The sequence below is a fragment of the Streptomyces sp. NPDC003027 genome (genome assembly GCF_053591435.1).
Genome location: NZ_JBSFTU010000012.1, coordinates 29,823 through 48,521, shown reverse-complemented (window position 1 = coordinate 48,521; position 18,699 = coordinate 29,823). Strand labels below are relative to the sequence as shown.

The following is an 18,699-nucleotide window of genomic DNA, read 5'->3' as shown; positions in this document are numbered from 1 at the left end:
TGAGGCTCAGCCCGCCGAACCGGCCCACACGTACCGGTGCTCGGGGCGGCCGGTCTCGCCGTACCGCAGGGAGAGCCGTACGCGTCCCGTCCGCTCCAGCAGCTTGAGATACCGCTGGGCCGTCTGCCGGCTCACCCCCGCCCGCTCGGCGATCTCCTGCGTCGACAGAGCGCCGTCGGCGGCGAGCAGCACCTGGCGCACCAGCTCGGCGGTGGTGGGGGAGTGGCCCTTGGGCAGGACGGGATCCGCCCCACCGACCGACAGCGCGCCGAAGATCCGGTCCACCTCCGCCTGTTCCGCCTCGCCACCGCCGTCGAGGGTGTGGCGCAGCGCCGCGTACGCCTCCAGCTTCGTACGCAGCCCGGCGAAGGTGAACGGCTTGACCAGGTACTGGAGCGCCCCGTGCCGCATCGCCGCCTGGACGGTCGCCACGTCACGGGCGGCCGTCACCATGATCACATCGGTCTGGTGGCCCAGCCGGCGCAGTTCCCGCACGACCGCGAGGCCGTTCTCGTCCGGCAGGTAGTGGTCCAGAAGGATCAGGTCGACCGGCACCTCGGCCAGGCGGGAGAGGGCCTCCCCGGTCGAGTGCGCGGTGGCGACGACCCGGAAGCCGGGCACCTTGGCCACATAGGCCGCGTTGATCCGTGCGACCCGTACGTCGTCGTCGACGACGAGCACGTCGATCATCGCCGGTCACCCGTCGCCAGGGAGCGCTCCGGCTCGCTCAGCGCCTCCGGGAGTACGACGGTGAACTCGGCGCCTCCGTCGGGGCCCTCGCCGACCCGGGCGCTGCCTCCCTGACGCTCGGCGAGCCTGCGGACCAGCGCGAGACCGAGGCCGCGCTTGCCGTGGGACGGCAGCTCCTTCGTGCTCCAGCCCTCCGTGAAGATCAGCTCACGCCGGTCCTCCGGGACGCCGGGGCCGCTGTCCGCCACGCGCAGGACGACGGTGCGGTCCTCCGTGCGCAGGGCGACCTCGACACGGGCGCAGGCGGTGCCGGCCGCGGCGTCCAGGGCGTTGTCGACGAGGTTGCCGACGACGGTGACCAGTTCGCGCGGGTCGACCAGGCGGTCGGGGAGCAGTGAGTCGTGCGCGATCCGCAGCGAGACGCCCCGCTCGGCGGCGACCGTGGCCTTGCCGACGAGGAGGGCGGCGAGCAGCGGGTCGTGGATCTTCTCCGTGACCTGCTCGGCGGTGGCGCGGTGGACGCCGACGACCTCGGTGACGAACTCGACCGCCTCCTCGTGCATCTCCAGCTCCAGGAGACCGAGGAGGGTGTGCAGACGGTTGGCGTGCTCGTGGTCCTGGGCCCGCAGCGCGTCGATCAGGCCGCGCGTCGAGTCCAGCTCGCGGCCGAGCCGCTCCAACTCGGTGCGGTCGCGCAGGGTGGCGACGGCGCCGCCGTCGTCGGTCGGCATCCGGTTGGCGATCAGGACCCGGTGCCCGCGGACGGTCACCAGGTCCTCGCCGGTCACGCGACCGGCCAGCACGTCGGCGGTGCGCCCGGAGCCGAGCACGTCCTCCAGCGGGCGGCCGGTGGCCTCGGGGCCGATCCCGAGGAGGCGCTGGGCCTCGTCGTTCATCAGCCGTATCCGGCCGGTGCGGTCGAGGGCGACGACGCCCTCGCGAATGCCGTGGAGCATGGCCTCGCGCTCGGCGAGCAGCGCGGAGATGTCGGAGAAGGCGAGGTCATGGGTCTGCCGCTGGAGCCTGCGGGAGATGAGGTACGCCGCGAGGGCTCCGGCCGCCAGGGCGCCGCCCGCGTACGCGAGGAGCCCGGGGATCGCCCCGAGCAGCCGGTCATGGACGCTGTCGTACTCGATGCCGACCGACACGGCGCCGACGATGGTCCCGTCGGCGCCCCTCAGGGGCGCCTTGCCGCGGGCGGAGCGGCCGAGGGTGCCGCTGTCGATCTCCATCACCTCGCGGCCGGCCAGGGCCGAGCTGGGGTCGGTGGAGACGATCCTGCCGATCTGCGCGGGATCGGTGTGCGACCAGCGCACGCCCCGGGTGTCCATGACGACGACGTACTCGGCGCCGGTGGATCGCCGGATCCGCTCGGCCTCCGTCTGCACAGGGCCGGACGCGGAGGGCGATGAGTCCCGCAGCGCGGCGGCGACCTGCGGGGACGCGGTGGTCTCGGCGATGGCGAGGGCACGGCGCATCGCCTGGTCGTCGAGCTGGGCGCTGAGCGGGGCGAGGAAGAGGCCGGTGGCGAGCACGGTCACGCCGGTGGCGATGGCCAGCTGCATGAGGAGGACCTGCGAGAAGACCCGCTGCGGCCAGCCGATCCGCCGACGGCGCACGGGGGGCCGCGCGGAGGTGGTCGGTGCGGGGCTCATGCGGGAACGGTACGGGGAGGGGCGGCGCGACCGGAAATTCCGACCGGAGGCGGGGGCCGCACCAGCCCTGGGGCGTCCGTCCATCCGCGCGGCCGCCCTCCCGGCCGCGCGGCTCGCCCCGCCGCGGGGTGCCTATTCTGGGGGTTTCGTCAGAGCGTCGAGACACCGGAAGGGTTCCCCTTGAGCACGCAGCAGACGCAGCAGATCCCCGTCATCGTCCTCTCCGGTTTCCTGGGATCGGGCAAGACGACCCTGCTCAACCATCTGCTCCGCAGCGCCCGAGGAACCCGCATCGGGGTCATGGTCAACGACTTCGGGGACATCGGGATCGATGCCATGACCGTCGCCGGGCAGGTCGGCTCCACCGTGTCGCTCGGCAACGGCTGCCTGTGCTGCGCCGTCGACGCGAGCGAACTGGACGAGTACCTGGAGGTCCTCACCAGGCCCTCCGCGCGGCTCGATGTGATCGTCATCGAGGCGAGCGGTCTCGCCGAACCGCAGGAGCTCGTGCGGATGGTGCTCGCCAGCGAGAACGAGCGGATCGTGTACGGCGGGCTCGTGCAGGTCGTCGACGCCGCCGAGTTCTCCGCCACGCGGGCCCGGCACCCCGAGACCGACCGGCACCTCGCCCTGGCCGACCTGGTCGTCGTCAACAAGACCGACCGGGTGGCGGAGCGGGAGCTGGAGGCCGTCCACGACACCGTCGCCGGGCTGGCCGGGCGCGCCGCGGTGATCCGCGCCGCGCACGGGCGGATCGACCCCGAGGTCCTCTTCGACCGGGTCGTGCCCGAGGACGAGATCGAGGGACAGATGTCCATCGAGGATCTGCTGTACGCGGACGAGGACACGGCGGCCCACCCGCACGCCGCCTACGAGACGCTCTCCCTCTCCACCGGGACCGCGCTGCACCCGCGCCGCCTGATGGACTTCCTCGACTCCCGCCCCCACGGCCTCTACCGCATGAAGGGCTTCGTCGACTTCGGCGAGGCCGACCCGGTCAACCGCTACGGCGTCCACGCGGTCGGCCGGTTCCTGCACTTCTACCCCGAGCCCTGGCCGGAGGGCGAGGAGCGCCGGACCCGACTCGTCCTCATCGGCTCCGGCATCGACGCCGAAGCGCTGCGCAAGGAGCTCGCCGCCTGCGAGCTCACCGGCCCGCAGGACACCCCCGACGAACACAGCATGTGGGGCGTCCTGCGGTACGTACCGCGGAACGAGACCGAAGAGCGGCCGGTCGGCTAGGCCTCGTTCGGATCATGCCGGGCTCGCGGGCCCCGGCCGGACGAAAGACCCTAGCTCGCCGGGCCCGCCAGGGCCGCGATCGGCTTCGCCAGGGGCGTGCCCGAGCCGTCCCGGCGCGGGTCGATCTCGGGGAGGTCCACCGGCGTGCCGTTCTGCTGGGCCGCGCGCGCCGGGGCGGCGCCCGCCCAGGCGAGGATGAGCACGTCCTCGCCCTTCAGGAACCGGTGGCAGCGCACACCACCCGTCGCGCGCCCCTTGCGGGGGTACTGGTCGAACGGCGTCAGCTTCGCCGACGTGGCCGCCGAGCCGTCCAGCGTGCCCGTCGAGCCCGCGACCGTGAACACCACCGCGTCCGAGGCCGGGTCCACCGCCGTGAACGAGATCACCTCGGCGCCCGCCGTGAGCTTGACGCCCGCCATGCCGCCCGCAGGGCGCCCCTGGGGACGTACCTGCGAGGCCTGGTAGCGCAGCAGCTGGGCGTCGGAGGTGATGAAGACCAGGTCCTCCTCGCCCGTGCGCAGCTCGGTCGCGCCGACGATCCGGTCACCCTCCTTGAGGGTGATGACCTCCAGCTCCTCCTTGTTCGCCGGATAGTCCGGCACCACGCGCTTCACCACGCCCTGGAGCGTGCCGATCGCCAGACCCGGCGAGGACTCGTCGAGCGTGGTCAGACAGACCACCGTCTCGTCGTCCCGCAGGGTCAGGAACTCCGCCAGCGGCGCCCCGCCCGCGAGGTTCGGAGCGGCGGCGGTGTCCGGCAGCTGCGGCAGGTCGATCACCGCCAGCCGCAGCAGCCGCCCGGCCGACGTCACCACGCCGACGTCACCGCGCTGGGTCGCCGGGACCGCCGAGACGATCACATCGTGCTTGACGCGCCTGCCTTCCTCGGCGCCCGGGAGCTCCGCCGTCGCCGTGCGGGCCAGCAGACCGGTCGAGGAGAGCAGCACCCGGCACGGGTCGTCCGCGACCTCCAGGGACGCGGCCGCGACCGGCGCGCCCGCCGACTCCAGCAGGACCGTACGCCGGTCGGTGCCGAACTTCTTCGCCACCGCGGCGAGTTCGGAGGAGACCAGCTTGCGCAGCTCGGAGTCGGACTCCAGGATCCCGGTCAGCTCGTCGATCTCGCCGTTGAGCCGGTCACGCTCGGACTCCAGCTCGATCCGGTCGAACTTGGTGAGCCGGCGCAGCGGGGTGTCCAGGATGTACTGCGTCTGGATCTCGCTCAGCGAGAAGTGCTCGATCAGGCGCTCCTTGGCCTGCGCGGAGTTCTCGCTGGAGCGGATGAGACGGATGACCTCGTCGATGTCGAGGAGCGCGACGAGCAGACCCTCGACCAGGTGCAGCCGGTCGCGCTTCTTGCTCCGGCGGAACTCGGAGCGGCGGCGCACGACGGTGAAGCGGTGGTCGAGGTAGACCTCGAGCAGCTCCTTGAGGCCCAGCGTGAGCGGCTGGCCGTCGACCAGCGCCACGTTGTTGATGCCGAAGGACTCCTCCATCGGCGTCAGCTTGTAGAGCTGCTCCAGGACCGCCTCGGGCACGAAGCCGTTCTTGACCTCGATGACCAGGCGCAGGCCGTGGCTGCGGTCGGTGAGGTCCTTGACGTCGGCGATGCCCTGGAGCTTCTTGGAGCCGACCAGATCCTTGATCTTGGAGATGACCTTCTCCGGGCCGACCGTGAAGGGCAGCTCGGTGACGACGATGCCCTTGCGGCGGGCCGTCACGTTCTCCACCGTCGCCGTGGCGCGGATCTTGAACGTGCCGCGGCCGTTCTCGTACGCGTCCTTGATGCCGGACAGGCCGACGATCCGGCCGCCGGTCGGCAGGTCGGGGCCGGGCACGAACCGCATCAGCGCGTCGAGATCGGCGTTCGGGTGCCGGATCAGGTGCCGGGCGGCCGCGATCACCTCGCCCAGATTGTGCGGCGGCATGTTGGTCGCCATGCCGACCGCGATGCCGGAGGCTCCGTTGACCAGCAGATTGGGGTACGCCGCCGGCAGTGCGACCGGCTCCCGCTCCTGGCCGTCGTAGTTCGGCGAGAAGTCGACCGTGTCCTCGTCGATCGACTCGGTCATCAGCAGCGCGGCCGGGGCCATCCGGGACTCGGTGTACCGCATGGCGGCCGGCGGGTCGTCGTTGCCGAGGGAGCCGAAGTTGCCGTGGCCGTCCACGAGCGGGACCCGCATCGAGAACGGCTGCGCCATGCGCACCATCGCGTCGTAGATCGACGCGTCGCCGTGGGGGTGCAGCTTGCCCATGACCTCGCCGACGACACGGGCGCACTTCACATAGCCGCGGTCGGGACGCAGCCCCATCTCGTTCATCTGGTAGACGATGCGGCGCTGCACCGGCTTCATGCCGTCGCGGGCGTCCGGCAGCGCGCGGGAGTAGATCACCGAGTACGCGTACTCGAGGAAGGAGCCCTGCATCTCGTCGACGACGTCGATGTCGAGGATTCGCTCCTCGAACGCGTCGTCCGGCGGCGGTGTCTTCGTGCTGCGGCGGGCCATCGCGGCTGCGGCTCCTTCACCAACAAGGTTGATCTGACGCGGACCATTGTGGACCGTCCCACCGACAACGCCGACCGCGACCCGGGGCTGGGCCTCGCCGCGGGCCCTTCGTCGGCCGTACGCGACCCCCGCGACCCGGAAGAGGGAAGCGGCGAACCTGCGGGAACTTCGCCAGGTGTCGGTGCGCTTGCATACAGTGGCAGGACTTTTCCATATCGCGATCGAAGGGACGTACATGCCCATGGGTCACACGGCCACGGCCGAGGCCGGCTCCGGCGGCCTGACAGCGACCGAGCACCGGCTGGCCAACGGCCTGCGCGTGGTGCTCTCCGAGGACCACCTGACCCCGGTCGCCGCGGTCTGCCTCTGGTACGACGTCGGCTCGCGCCACGAGGTGGCGGGCCGCACCGGTCTCGCGCACCTCTTCGAGCACCTGATGTTCCAGGGCTCGAAGCAGGTCCACGGAAACGGCCACTTCGAGCTGGTCCAGGGCGCGGGCGGCTCGCTCAACGGCACGACGAGCTTCGAGCGCACCAACTACTTCGAGACGATGCCGACGCACCAGCTGGAGCTCGCGCTCTGGCTGGAGGCGGACCGGATGGGCTCGCTCCTCGCCGCTCTGGACGACGAGTCCATGGAGAACCAGCGCGACGTCGTCAAGAACGAGCGCCGCCAGCGGTACGACAACGTGCCCTACGGCACGGCCTTCGAGAAGCTGACCGCCCTCGCCTACCCCGAGGGCCACCCGTACCACCACACGCCGATCGGCTCCATGGCGGACCTGGACGCGGCCACGCTGGAGGACGCGCGGAGCTTCTTCCGGACGTACTACGCGCCGAACAACGCGGTGCTGTCGGTCGTCGGCGACATCGACCCGGAGCAGACGCTCGCCTGGATCGAGAAGTACTTCGGCTCCATCCCGTCGCACGACGGCAAGCGGCCCCCGCGCGACGGCACGCTGCCCGACACCATCGGCGAGCAGCTGCGCGAGGTCGTGGAGGAGGAGGTCCCGGCCCGCGCGCTGATGGCCGCCTACCGCCTTCCGCACGACGGCACGCGCGAGTGCGACGCCGCCGACCTCGCGCTGACCGTGCTCGGCGGCGGCGAGTCCTCCCGGCTGCACAACCGTCTGGTCCGCCGCGACCGCACGGCCGTCGCGGCCGGCTTCGGCCTGCTGCGCCTGGCCGGCGCGCCCTCGCTGGGCTGGCTGGACGTGAAGACGTCGGGCGGCGTCGAGGTCCCCGAGATCGAGGCCGCCGTCGACGAGGAGCTGGCCCGCTTCGCCGCCGAGGGCCCGACGCCCGAGGAGATGGAGCGCGCCCAGGCGCAGTTGGAGCGCGAGTGGCTGGACCGGCTCGGCACGGTCGCCGGCCGCGCCGACGAACTGTGCCGGTACGCGGTGCTCTTCGGTGACCCGCAGCTCGCCCTGACGGCCGTGAACCGCGTCCTGGACGTCACCGCCGACGAGGTGCGCGAGGTCGCCGCGGCCCGGCTGCGTCCCGACAACCGCGCGGTGCTCGTCTACGAGCCGGTCACCGCCGAGCACAGCGACAGCGACAGCGAGAGCGACGAGGAAGAGGGAGCGGACCAGTGAGCGACGCTGCCGCGTCTTTGACGAGCATGGAGTTCCACCCGCAGCCGAAGCCGGGCGTCGCCCGCCCCTGGGCCTTCCCGGCCCCGGAGCGCGGTGCGCTGGACAACGGCCTGACGGTGCTGCGCTGTCACCGCCCCGGGCAGAAGGTGGTGGCGGTCGAGCTCTTCCTCGACGCCCCGCTGGACGCCGAGCCGGAGGGTCTCGACGGCGTCGCGACCATCATGGCGCGGGCCTTCTCCGAAGGGACGGACAAGCACTCGGCGGAGGAGTTCGCCGCGGAGCTGGAGCGCTGCGGTGCCACGCTCGACGCGCACGCCGACCACCCGGGCGTACGGGTCTCCCTGGAGGTCCCGGTCTCCCGGCTGCCCAAGGCGCTCGGTCTGCTCTCCGAGGCCCTGATCGCCCCGGCGTTCGTCGACACCGAGATCGAGCGGCTGGTGCGCAACCGGCTGGACGAGATCCCGCACGAGACGGCGAACCCCGCCCGCAGGGCGGCCAAGCAGCTCTCCAAGGAGCTCTTCCCGGCCGGCTCGCGCATGTCCCGGCCGCGCCAGGGCACCGAGGAGACGGTCGCCGCGATCGACGCCGCAGCGGTTCGCGCCTTCCGCGACGCGCATGTGCGGCCCGGCACGGCCACCGCCGTGGTCGTCGGCGACCTGACCGACGTCGACCTGGACAAGGTCCTCGCCGAGACCCTCGGCGCCTGGACGGGCGACACGGCGGAGCCGCGCCGCATGCCGCCGATCACGGCCGACGACACCGGCCGCGTGGTCATCGTGGACCGTCCCGGCGCGGTCCAGACGCAGCTCCTGATCGGCCGCGTCGGCCCCGACCGGCACGACCGGGTCTGGCCTGCCCAGGTCCTCGGCACGTACTGCCTCGGCGGCACCCTCACCTCCCGCCTGGACCGTGTCCTGCGCGAAGAGAAGGGCTACACCTACGGCGTGCGGGCCTTCGGCCAGGTGCTCCGCTCCGACAGCGAGGGCAACGGCGCCGCGATGCTCGCCATCAGCGGTTCCGTCGACACCCCCAACACCGGCCCGGCACTTGACGACCTGTGGAAGGTGCTGCGCACGCTCGCCGCCGAGGGTCTGACGGACGCGGAGCGCGATGTCGCGGTGCAGAACCTGGTGGGCGTGGCGCCGCTGAAGTACGAGACGGCCGCCTCCGTCGCCGGAACGCTCGCCGACCAGGTCGAGCAGCACCTTCCGGACGATTTCCAGGCGCAGTTGTACGCGCGGCTGGCCGAGACCGGCACGGTGGAGGCGACGGCGGCCGTCGTCAACGCCTTCCCGGTGGACCGCCTGGTCACCGTGCTCGTGGGGGACGCGGCGCAGATCGAGGAGCCCGTGCGCGCGCTCGGCATCGGCGAAGTGACCGTCGTCACCGGCTGATCGAGGCGCTCCCGCGCCGCTGCGAGGACCCCGACGTCACCGTACGTCGGGGTCCTCGCCTTTGCCGGGCCTTTGTCCGTATTGCGGGAGAGGGTGCCCCTCTGCCCTGTGGCATGTCTTACAAAAAGGCGGGTCTGTTTGCTGATTGAAAGACAGTCCGCTTAGCGTCGGTCCGGCTGTTCGTCAGTAGCACCCGCCGCATCCGCGGCACCGGGCAGTCATCGCCGAGTCCCCGTCAGGCGCGAGCCTGGGGAGCCGGGGACCCACACGAAGTCCCTGGGGTGAATCGGACGCCTTCGCCAGAGCGCGGAGGGGCCCGTAGGAGACCTTCCTGCTCCGAACCCGTCAGCTAACCCGGTAGGCGAGAAGGAAGGAAAGGATCAGCCACTTCATGGCGTTCACCCGTGCCACCGGGAAGCATCGTGGTCCGAGCCGTCTGGCGCGCCGCAGCGCGGGCATCGCCGGCGTCGCCACCCTCGCCACCACCGGCGTCCTCGGAACCCTCGCCTCCCCGGCGCTCGCCGCCGACACGGACCCCCGCTCGCTCGAGGACACCGGCCTGAACCAGGCCGTCGTCTCCGAGTCCCTGGCGGACCAGATCGACGTCCAGGCCGCCGTCCAGGAGCGGGAGGCCGTCGAGGCCCTCGCCAAGGCGAAGGCTGAGGCCCGCGCGCAGGCCGAGGCGAAGCGCAAGGCCGAGGCCCGTGCCAAGGAGGTCCGCGAGGCCAAGGAGCGCGCCGCCCGCGAGGCCGAGCGCAAGCGCCTGAACTCCTTCCAGCTCCCCATCGCGGGTTCGTACGTCACCACCGGCTACAAGACCGGCGGCTCCCTCTGGTCCTCCGGCAGCCACTCCGGAGTCGACTTCCACGCCGCCTACGGCAGCAAGGTCGTCTCCGTGGGCGCCGGCACCGTCGTCGAGGCCGGCTGGGGCGGCGCGTACGGCAACAACGTCGTCATCCGGATGAACGACGGCACGTACACCCAGTACGGGCACCTGGCGGACATCACCGTCTCGGTCGGCCAGACCGTCACCCCGGGCGAGCGGATCGGCATCTCCGGCTCGACCGGCAACTCCACCGGCCCGCACCTGCACTTCGAGGCCCGCACCAGCGCCGAGTACGGCTCCGACATCAACCCGGTCGCGTACCTGCGCGCCCGCGGCGTGAACGTCTGACCCGACCGCGCCGGGCAGTCCCGCCCGTCCACGTCAGAAAAGCCCCGGCTCGTACTGAGCCGGGGCTTTTCTCGGCCAAAAGATATCCATGGATCCACCGGAGCCATCGGAATTACCGCCGCGCTGCAATAGAGTCACCGAACAGTCGTCCGTCATCGAACAGCCGGCGAGGAACCGGCGGACGGACGTCAATCGGATGGGTTTCGCGCGGATTGAGGCGGAGGTCGGACATGCGCATCCCCGCGCACTCGGTATGCACGGCGATCCGGGACGACATCGTCTCCGGTGTCTTCGAGCGCGGCGGCCGGCTGACCGAGGAGCAGCTCGCCCGCCGCTACGGAGTCTCCCGCGTCCCGGTCCGCGAGGCGCTGCGGACCCTGGAGTCGGAGGGGTTCGTGATCACCCGTCGGCACGCGGGGGCCCATGTCGCCGAACTCACCGAGCAGGAGGCGGCCGACCTGCTGGACGTACGGTCGCTCCTTGAGCCGCTCGGCGCCGCCCGCGCCGCACAGCGCCGCACCGAGGCCCATCTCAAGGTGCTGCGCGGCCTGGTCAGGCTGGGGCAGGAGCGGGCCAGACGCGGCCAGGGCGAGGATCTGCGCTCGCTCGGCGGCTGGTTCCACGAGACGCTCGCGCAGGCGTCCGGCAGCCCGGCGCTCACAGCGCTGCTCACCCAGCTCCGGCACAAGATCGCCTGGATGTACGTGGTCGAGCCGGCCGCCCAGCCCGTGGAGGCATGGGCCGAGCACGGGGCGATCGTCGACGCCGTGGCGCGCGGCGACGCCGAGCGGGCCCGTGCGCTCACCGCCCTGCACGCGGAGCGGTCGCTGGCCCTGCACCGGCTCAAGCGCTCCGAGCGAGGGCGTGTGAGGGTTTCGCAACATGTCGTAAACACCGCGAGCATCCGGAATTAACGACGGGGCCGTATACAAAGAGAAGGAATTCTCCGGCTGTATTCGTGCTGCCTTAAATGCCGCGACGGAAATCGCGTCGTCCGGAATTTGCGTTCCCCTGACATTCCCGGTCGGAGCGACCGCGCGGAAAACGAAGAAGCCGCGCCCGCCGTCGTTCCGGCGGGCGCGGCTCCTTCGCGAGATGTCGTCAGACGGTCTCGGGCAGCTCGTCGAGACCCTCGGCAACCAGCTTGGCGAGACGGTCCAGTGCGGCCTCGGCGCCCTCGGCGTCCGAAGCGAGCACGATCTCCTCGCCGCCCTGCGCGCCCAGACCGAGCACCGCGAGCATCGACGCGGCGTTCACCGGGTTGCCGTCGGCCTTGGCGATCGTCACGGGGACGCCGGAGGCCGTGGCGGCACGGACGAAGATGGAGGCGGGGCGGGCGTGCAGGCCCTCGGCCCAGCCGACGTTGACGCGGCGCTCAGCCATGGTGTTGCCCTTCAAGTCTCAAGCGGGTTGTCTAGACCAGTCTCTCACGGGTGGCCGCATGCTCGTACCGACCTCCGGCCCGGACACGGCGGCCCTTCGGCCTTCCTACCTTGCCCGTACCCCGCACGGCACGCACGCCGTGCACGACCGGTGCCGGTGTCGTACCCCGGCCGTACGCTTGGCCCATGCAGAGCGCGTCGGAACAGCCTGAACACGCATACCCCGACCACTGGGAAGCGGACGTCGTCCTCCGTGACGGCGGCACCGCGCGCATCAGGCCCATCACCGTCGACGACGCCGACCGGCTGGTCAGTTTCTACGAGCAGGTCTCGGACGAGTCGAAGTACTACCGCTTCTTCGCGCCCTACCCGCGTCTCTCCGCCAAGGACGTCCACCGCTTCACCCATCACGACTTCGTGGACCGGGTGGGACTCGCGGCGACCGTCGGCGGGGAGTTCATCGCCACCGTACGCTACGACCGCATCAACGCCCAGGGCCTCCCCGCGAGCGCCCCGGCCGACGAGGCCGAGGTCGCCTTCCTGGTCCAGGACGCGCACCAGGGCAGAGGCGTCGCCTCCGCGCTCCTCGAACACATCGCGGCGGTGGCGAGGGAGCGGGACATCAGGCGGTTCGCGGCGGAGGTGCTGCCCGCCAACACCAAGATGATCAAGGTGTTCACGGACGCCGGGTACACCCAGAAGCGCAGCTTCGAGGACGGTTCCGTACGGCTCCACCTCGACCTGGAGCCCACCGACCGCTCGCTCGCCGTCCAGCGGGCGCGGGAACAGCGCGCCGAGGCCCGCTCCGTGCAGCGCCTGCTCGCCCCCGGCTCGGTCGCCGTCGTCGGAGCCGGGCGCACCCCGGGCGGCGTCGGCCGGACCGTGCTGCGCAACCTCCTGGAGTCCGGGTACACCGGACGTACGTACGCGGTGAACCGGGCCCTCGGCGAGGGGACGGCCTCGCTCGACGGCGTGCCGGCCTTCCGCTCCGTCGGGGACATCGGCGAGCCGGTGGACCTGGCGATCCTGGCCGTCCCCGCCGAGCGGGTGCCGGAGGCGGTCGCCGACTGCGGCGAGCACGGGGTGCGGGGCCTGGTCGTCCTCTCCGCCGGTTACGCCGAGAGCGGCCCGGAGGGACGGGAACGCCAGCGGGAACTGGTACGGCAGGCCCGCTCGTACGGCATGCGGATCATCGGACCCAACGCGTTCGGGATCATCAACACCTCGGCCGGTGTCCGGCTGAACGCCTCCCTCGCCCCGCAGATGCCGACGTCCGGGCGGATCGGGCTGTTCACCCAGTCCGGGGCGATCGGCATCGCGCTCCTCGCCGGACTCCACCGGCGGGGCGCGGGGCTCTCCTCCTTCATCTCGGCGGGCAACCGCGCGGACGTCTCCGGCAACGACCTCCTCCAGCACTGGTACGACGACCCCGAGACGGACGTCGTCCTGCTCTATCTGGAGTCGATCGGGAACCCCCGCAAGTTCACCCGGCTGGCGCGGCGCACGGCGGCGGTCAAGCCGGTCGTGGTGGTCAAGGGGGCCCGCCACAGCGGGAGCGCGCCCCCCGGCCACCGGGTTCCCGTCACCCGCATCCCGCACGCCACGGTCTCCGCGCTGCTCCGGCAGGCCGGAGTCATCCGGGTCGACACGGTCACCGAACTGGTCGACGCGGGCCTGCTTCTCGCCGCCCAGCCGCTGCCGACCGGGCCCCGGGTGGGGATCCTCGGCAACTCCGAGTCGCTCGGGCTGCTGACCTACGACGCCTGTCTGACGGAAGGGCTGCGTCCGCTGCGGCCGCTCGACCTCACGACGGCGGCGAGCCCGGCGGACTTCCGCGAGGCGCTGGCGGCGGCGCTCGCGGACGACACCAGTGACGCGGTCGTCGTGACGGCGATCCCCTGGGTCGGCGAGAACGGCACCGTCGAGTCCGGCGACGGCGAGGTCCTCGCGGCCTACCTCCGCGAGGCCGTCGCCTCCGCCCCGGCCCCGGCGAAGCCGGTGGTGGTGGTCCACGTCGAGATGGGGGGCCTTGCTGAAGCCCTCTCGGCGGCGACGAGCACCCGCCCGTCACCCGCCCCCCGGACGACCGCCCCCGCCGTTCCGGGCCCGTCGACACCCTCGACGACGGTCGGCCCCGGTGCTCCACCGCACCCGGCGACGGTCGGCCCCGGTGCTCCGTCGCATCCAACGACGGTCGGCCCCGGCACCTTGCCGTCCTCGCCCCCGCCCTCGCCCGGCAGTGGCAACATCCCCGCCTACCCCGCCGCCGAGCGGGCCGTGCGGGCGCTGGCGGAGGCCGTGCGGTACGGGCAGTGGCGGCGGCAGGCCGCCGAGCCCGGGCGGGTGCCGGAGTACGAGGACATCGACGAAGCGGGGGCCGCCGCACAGATCGAGCGGCTGCTCGGGCCGGACGCGGACGCCCGGGGCGTGACCCTCGACGCCGAGGCGGCCGGCGAACTGCTCGCGCGGTACGGCATCACGGTCCTCCCGACCCTCCCCGCGCCCACCCCCGACGCCGCCGTCGCGGCCGCCGCCCGCCTCGGCTATCCCGTGGCCCTGAAGACGACCGCGCCCCATCTGCGCCACCGCCCGGACCTCGGCGGCGTACGGCTCGATCTCGCCACCGAGGGGCAACTCCGTACCGCCTACGCCGAATTGACCGACTCGCTCGGCAAGCCCGAGGAGCTCCACCCGGTCGTCCAGACGATGGTGCCGCGCGGAGTCGACACCGTCGTGCGGTCCGCCATCGATCCGGCTGTCGGCGCCGTCCTCTCCTTCGGACTCGCCGGAGCCGCCTCCGAGCTGCTCGGCGACATGTCCCACCGGCTGGTCCCGGCCACCGACCGGGACGCCGCCGAGCTCGTACGGTCCATCCGCACCGCCCCCCTCCTCTTCGGCTGGCGCGGCTCCGACCCCGTCGACACCCCCGCCCTCCAGGAGCTGCTGCTGCGCGTCTCCCGGCTCGTCGACGACCACCCCGAGGTCGTCGCGGTCACCCTGGAGCCGGTGGTCGTGGCCGCGCGCGGCCTCTCCGTGCTCGGCGCCATGGTCCGCCTCGCCCCGCCCCCGCCCCGTACGGACCTCGGCCCGCGCAGCCTGCCGAGCTACTGACCGCACCGCCAGGCCCGCCCCGAGCGGCCCGGAGCGCCCCTTCCAACGGATTAGGATGGAGTCCATGGCGAAGACCGGTACGACGACCCAGGGGCTGCGCGCGGCGATCGAGCGCAGCGGCTATTACCCGGCCCTCGTGGCCGAGGCGGTGGAGGCCGCCGTCGGTGGCGAGGCGATCGCGTCGTACCTGGTGCACCAGGAGACCACGTTCGACTCGAACGAGGTCCGCCGCCATGTCACCGTCCTCGTCCTGACGGCCAACCGCTTCATCGTCAGCCACACCGACGAACAGGCCGCCGACACCAGTTCTCCGACGCCGTACGCCACGACGTCCACCGAGTCGGTCAAGCTGGACCGGATCTCCTCGGTCGTCGTCAGCCGCGTCGTCGCGAACCCGGAGTCGTACACCCCCGGCACGCTGCCCCGCGAGGTCGTCCTCACCATCGGCTGGGGCGCCGTCTCGCGCATCGACCTGGAGCCCGCCGCCTGCGGCGACCCCAACTGCGACGCCGACCACGGCTACACCGGCAACGCCACCGCCGACGACCTCAGCCTGCGCGTCAGCGACGCCGGTGACGGGCCGGACACGGTCCGCCAGACCCTCGCCTTCGCCCAGTCGCTCTCCGAAGCCACCGCGGCGACCCGCTGATGGTCCAGCCCACCACGACCGCCTCCGGCTGGCCGGACGAGCCGGTCCCCGCGTCCTCGGCCTGGGGACACCCGCACGTCGCCGCGCTCGCGCCCGGCTCCGCGCCCGTCCCCGAGTACGGCTCCGGCTCGCTCGCCGACCTCCTCCCCACCCTCGTCGCCGGGCAGGGCGCACCCGGCTTCGACGCCCGGATCGCCGAACTCACCCCCGCGGACCGGAACTGCGTCTTCCTGATCGACGGCCTCGGCTGGGAGCAGATCAAGGAGCACCCCGACGAGGCGCCGTACCTCACCTCGCTACTCGCCACCTCGCGCGGCGGCACCGGACGCCCCCTGACCGCCGGATTCCCCGCCACCACCGCGGCCTCGCTCGCCTCGGTCGGCACCGGACGGTTCCCCGGTGAGCACGGACTGCCCGGTTACACCGTCCGCGACCCCGACACCGGCGAGCTGATGAACCAGCTCCGCTGGAAGCCGTGGACGCCGCCCCACGTCTGGCAGCCGTACCCCACGGTCTTCCAGCTCGCCCACGAAGCCGGGATCCACACCGCCCAGGTCTCCTCCCCGATCTTCCAGGACACGCCGCTCACCAAGATCGCCTTGAGCGGCGGAACGTTTCACGGCCGGCTCTCCGGCGAGGAACGCATGGACTTCTCCGCCGAGCAGCTCGCCGCCGGCGACCGCTCGCTGGTCTACACGTACTACAGCGAGCTGGACGGCGCCGGACACCGCTTCGGCATCGACTCCGACGCCTGGCGCGGTCAGCTGATGTTCGTCGACCGGCTCGTCCAGCGTCTCGCCGAGCAGCTGCCGCCCCGCTCCGCGCTGTACGTCACCGCGGACCACGGCATGGTCGACATCCCCTTCGACGAGCAGTCCCGGATCGACTTCGACGAGGACTGGGAGCTGCGCGCCGGTGTCGCCCTGCTCGGCGGCGAGGGCCGCGCCCGCCACGTCTACGCCGTCCCGGGGGCCGAGAACGACGTCCTGACCTGCTGGCGGGAGGTGCTCGGTGAGCAGTTCTGGGTGGCGGGCCGGGACGAGGCCATCGCGCTCGGCTGGTTCGGCGACTCGGTCGACGAGCGGGTCTACGGCAGGATCGGCGATGTCGTCGCCGCCGCCCGTGACGACGTGATCGTCACCGCCTCCGTCAACGAACCGCACGAGTCGGCGATGGTCGGTGTGCACGGGTCCATGACGCCCGCGGAGCAGTTCGTCCCGCTCCTCGAAGTCCGTTCCTGAACCGCCGCTGCCGCACCGCCGTTCCCGAGCCACCGCTCCCGCCACCCCCTCAGCCCGAAAGGCCGCAACCTCCCATGCCCGAGCTCGTGTTCTTCTCCGGAACGATGGACTGTGGGAAGTCGACTCTGGCGCTTCAGATCGAGCACAATCGATCGGCGCGCGGGCTACAGGGGTTGATCTTCACGCGCGACGACCGTGCGGGTGAGGGAAAGCTCTCGTCGCGCCTGGGACTGGTGACGGATGCGGTGGAGGCGGGTCCGGGTCTGGATCTGTACGGGTATGTGGTGGACCAGCTGTCGCGGGGCGGCAAGGTCGACTACGTGATCGTGGACGAGGCCCAGTTCCTGGCTCCGGACCAGATCGATCAGCTGGCCCGGATCGTCGACGACCTGAACCTGGACGTCTTCGCGTTCGGTATCACCACCGACTTCCGTACCAAGCTCTTCCCTGGTTCCCAGCGTCTGATCGAGCTCGCCGACCGCGTGGAGACCCTCCAGGTCGAGGCGATGTGCTGGTGCGGCGCGCGCGCCACGCACAACGCCCGTACGGTGGGCGGCGAGATGGTCGTGGAGGGCGAGCAGGTGGTCATCGGGGACGTGAACCGGCCGGCCGAGGAGATCGGCTACGAGGTCCTGTGCCGCCGCCACCACCGTCGCCACATGACCAGCGCCACGGCCCGGGCCGGCGCGCTGTCCCCCGACGTACTGCCGGTGACCCCGGCCTGAGCCGCCCGGCGGCCGCCCCACCGAACGACGCGTCGGCCCCTCACCCCGTCCGGGGTGAGGGGCCGACACCGTTCCGTGGATCGGAGGTCAGGAACGCTGGTCGTCGCCGGTGGCCCGCTCGGCCTGCTTCTCCTTGATCCGCACCGTCTCCTTGCGGACCTCGGCCTGGACGGCGCGCTCCTTCTGGAGCCACTCGGGGTTCTCCGTCTTCAGCGCCTCGATCTGCTCCGTGGTGAGGGGCTCGGTCACTCCGCCGCGGGCGAGGCCCGAGATGGAGACGCCCAGCTTCGCGGCGACCACCGGGCGGGGGTGCGGGCCGTCGCGCCGCAGGTCCCGCAGCCACTCGGGCGGATCGGTCTGCAGCGCACTCAGCTCGGCACGGGAGACGACACCCTCCTGGAACTCGGCGGGGGTGGCCTCGAGGTACACACCCAGCTTCTTCGCCGCCGTGGCGGGCTTCATCGTCTGGGGGCTCTGGTGCGACTTCATGAGGTCAAGGGTATCGAGCATGTGCGCTACCTCCGACCACGACCGGTAACCTGGCGGAGTGACAGGCTCGGAAGAAACCCCATCGTTCCGGCTCGCGTACGTCCCGGGGGTGTCGCCCGGCAAGTGGGTGCGGATCTGGAACGAGCGCCTGCCCGACATCCCGCTGGACCTCGTTCCCGTGGCCGCCGCCGAAGCCCCCGGCATCCTGCGGAGCGGCGGCGCCGACGCCGGGTTCGTACGGCTGCCGATCGACCGGACGGACCTCAGCGCGATCCCGCTCTACACCGAGACGACGGTCGTCGTGGTCCCCAAGGACCACCTCGTGGCCGCCGCCGACGAAGTGTCCGCCGAGGACCTCGCCGACGACATCCTGCTGCACCCCCTGGACGACACCCTGGACTGGGAGCGTCCGCCGGGACGGCCGGCGATCGAGCGTCCGGCCACCACGGAGGACGCCGTCGAGCTGGTGGCGGCGGGCGTCGGACTGCTCGTCGTACCGCAGTCGATCGCGCGTCTGCACCACCGCAAGGACCTCACGTACCGGACGGTGACGGACGTCCCCGAGTCGCGGGTCGCGCTGTCCTGGCGGGAGGACGCGACCACCGACCGGGTCGAGGACTTCATCGGCATCGTCCGGGGCCGGACCGTCAACAGCACGCGCGGCCGGGCCGGAGCCACGGCCGATCCGAAGGGCAAGCGCGCCGAGAAAGCCGAGCCGACCGGCAAGACAGCCGGTAAGCCGACCGGCAGGACGGCCGGGAAGAACACCCGGGCCCGCTCCGGCGGCCCCACGGCCGCCAAGCGCGGCAAGCCCCGCCGCCGGTCGTAAGGGGACAGCGGTACGCG

15 protein-coding genes and 1 riboswitch are annotated in these 18,699 nt (G+C 72.1%); of the genes, 10 read left to right on the top strand and 5 right to left on the bottom strand.

Annotated features, from left to right (window positions below; all coding sequences use genetic code 11):
• Nucleotides 1-6 precede the first annotated feature (6 nt).
• Nucleotides 7-690: a DUF7342 family protein gene (locus ACWDX6_RS11795; protein ID WP_451484772.1), complete on the bottom strand. Its 684-nt coding sequence runs from the start codon at nt 688-690 to the stop codon at nt 7-9.
• Nucleotides 687-2,345: an ATP-binding protein gene (locus ACWDX6_RS11790; protein WP_451484771.1), complete on the bottom strand. Its 1,659-nt coding sequence runs from the start codon at nt 2,343-2,345 to the stop codon at nt 687-689. The genes ACWDX6_RS11795 and ACWDX6_RS11790 overlap by 4 nt, the downstream gene beginning before the upstream one ends.
• Nucleotides 2,346-2,525: 180 nt before the next feature.
• Between ACWDX6_RS11790 and ACWDX6_RS11785 the strand changes: the two genes are divergently transcribed.
• Entirely contained in the window at nt 2,526-3,587 is a 1,062-nt protein-coding gene (locus ACWDX6_RS11785) for a CobW family GTP-binding protein (RefSeq protein WP_451484770.1), read from the top strand.
• 50 nt (nt 3,588-3,637) lie between these two features.
• Here the strand turns inward: ACWDX6_RS11785 and ACWDX6_RS11780 are convergent, their stop codons facing one another.
• Entirely contained in the window at nt 3,638-6,094 is a 2,457-nt protein-coding gene (locus ACWDX6_RS11780) for a DNA gyrase/topoisomerase IV subunit A (protein ID WP_451484769.1), read from the bottom strand.
• Between the two features lie 235 nt (nt 6,095-6,329).
• Here ACWDX6_RS11780 and ACWDX6_RS11775 point away from each other — a divergent pair, with 235 nt between their 5' ends.
• The 4 genes from ACWDX6_RS11775 to ACWDX6_RS11760 all read left to right on the top strand — a co-directional run bounded on the left by ACWDX6_RS11775 (nt 6,330) and on the right by ACWDX6_RS11760 (nt 11,170).
• The gene (locus tag ACWDX6_RS11775) at nt 6,330-7,688 is read left to right on the top strand and encodes a M16 family metallopeptidase (protein ID WP_451484768.1); all 1,359 of its coding nucleotides are present in this window, start codon (nt 6,330-6,332) and stop codon (nt 7,686-7,688) included.
• A 26-nt stretch (nt 7,689-7,714) separates the two neighbouring features.
• Nucleotides 7,715-9,082: a M16 family metallopeptidase gene (locus ACWDX6_RS11770; RefSeq protein WP_451484842.1), complete on the top strand. Its 1,368-nt coding sequence runs from the start codon at nt 7,715-7,717 to the stop codon at nt 9,080-9,082.
• Nucleotides 9,083-9,294: 212 nt separating this feature from the next.
• Nucleotides 9,295-9,460: riboswitch (cyclic di-AMP (ydaO/yuaA leader) on the top strand.
• Nucleotides 9,461-9,473: 13 nt separating this feature from the next.
• Nucleotides 9,474-10,256 (top strand): M23 family metallopeptidase, encoded by a 783-nt coding sequence (locus ACWDX6_RS11765; RefSeq protein WP_451484767.1) that lies wholly within the window; start codon nt 9,474-9,476, stop codon nt 10,254-10,256.
• A gap of 230 nt (nt 10,257-10,486) precedes the next feature.
• A complete protein-coding gene (locus ACWDX6_RS11760) occupies nt 10,487-11,170 on the top strand; it encodes a GntR family transcriptional regulator (protein WP_451484766.1) in 684 nt (227 codons plus the stop codon).
• A gap of 187 nt (nt 11,171-11,357) precedes the next feature.
• Here ACWDX6_RS11760 and ACWDX6_RS11755 read toward each other — a convergent pair whose 3' ends face one another.
• A complete protein-coding gene (locus ACWDX6_RS11755) occupies nt 11,358-11,639 on the bottom strand; it encodes an HPr family phosphocarrier protein (RefSeq protein WP_215067828.1) in 282 nt (93 codons plus the stop codon).
• Nucleotides 11,640-11,824: 185 nt separating this feature from the next.
• Between ACWDX6_RS11755 and ACWDX6_RS11750 the strand changes: the two genes are divergently transcribed.
• The 4 genes from ACWDX6_RS11750 to ACWDX6_RS11735 all read left to right on the top strand — a co-directional run bounded on the left by ACWDX6_RS11750 (nt 11,825) and on the right by ACWDX6_RS11735 (nt 17,364).
• Nucleotides 11,825-14,749: a GNAT family N-acetyltransferase gene (locus ACWDX6_RS11750; protein ID WP_451484765.1), complete on the top strand. Its 2,925-nt coding sequence runs from the start codon at nt 11,825-11,827 to the stop codon at nt 14,747-14,749.
• Nucleotides 14,750-14,813: 64 nt separating this feature from the next.
• On the top strand, nt 14,814-15,398 hold the full coding sequence (locus ACWDX6_RS11745) for a DUF5998 family protein (RefSeq protein ID WP_158991310.1): 585 nt from the start codon (nt 14,814-14,816) through the stop codon (nt 15,396-15,398).
• Entirely contained in the window at nt 15,398-16,639 is a 1,242-nt protein-coding gene (locus ACWDX6_RS11740) for an alkaline phosphatase family protein (protein ID WP_451484764.1), read from the top strand. Before ACWDX6_RS11745 ends, ACWDX6_RS11740 begins: the two co-directional genes overlap by 1 nt.
• A 74-nt stretch (nt 16,640-16,713) precedes the next feature.
• Nucleotides 16,714-17,364: a thymidine kinase gene (locus ACWDX6_RS11735; protein WP_451484763.1), complete on the top strand. Its 651-nt coding sequence runs from the start codon at nt 16,714-16,716 to the stop codon at nt 17,362-17,364.
• Between the two features lie 87 nt (nt 17,365-17,451).
• Here ACWDX6_RS11735 and ACWDX6_RS11730 read toward each other — a convergent pair whose 3' ends face one another.
• A complete protein-coding gene (locus ACWDX6_RS11730) occupies nt 17,452-17,853 on the bottom strand; it encodes a DUF5997 family protein (RefSeq protein WP_451484762.1) in 402 nt (133 codons plus the stop codon).
• Between the two features lie 58 nt (nt 17,854-17,911).
• On the opposite strand from ACWDX6_RS11730, the gene ACWDX6_RS11725 reads away from it, so the two are divergent.
• Entirely contained in the window at nt 17,912-18,682 is a 771-nt protein-coding gene (locus ACWDX6_RS11725) for a LysR family substrate-binding domain-containing protein (RefSeq protein ID WP_451484761.1), read from the top strand.
• Nucleotides 18,683-18,699: the final 17 nt, after the last annotated feature.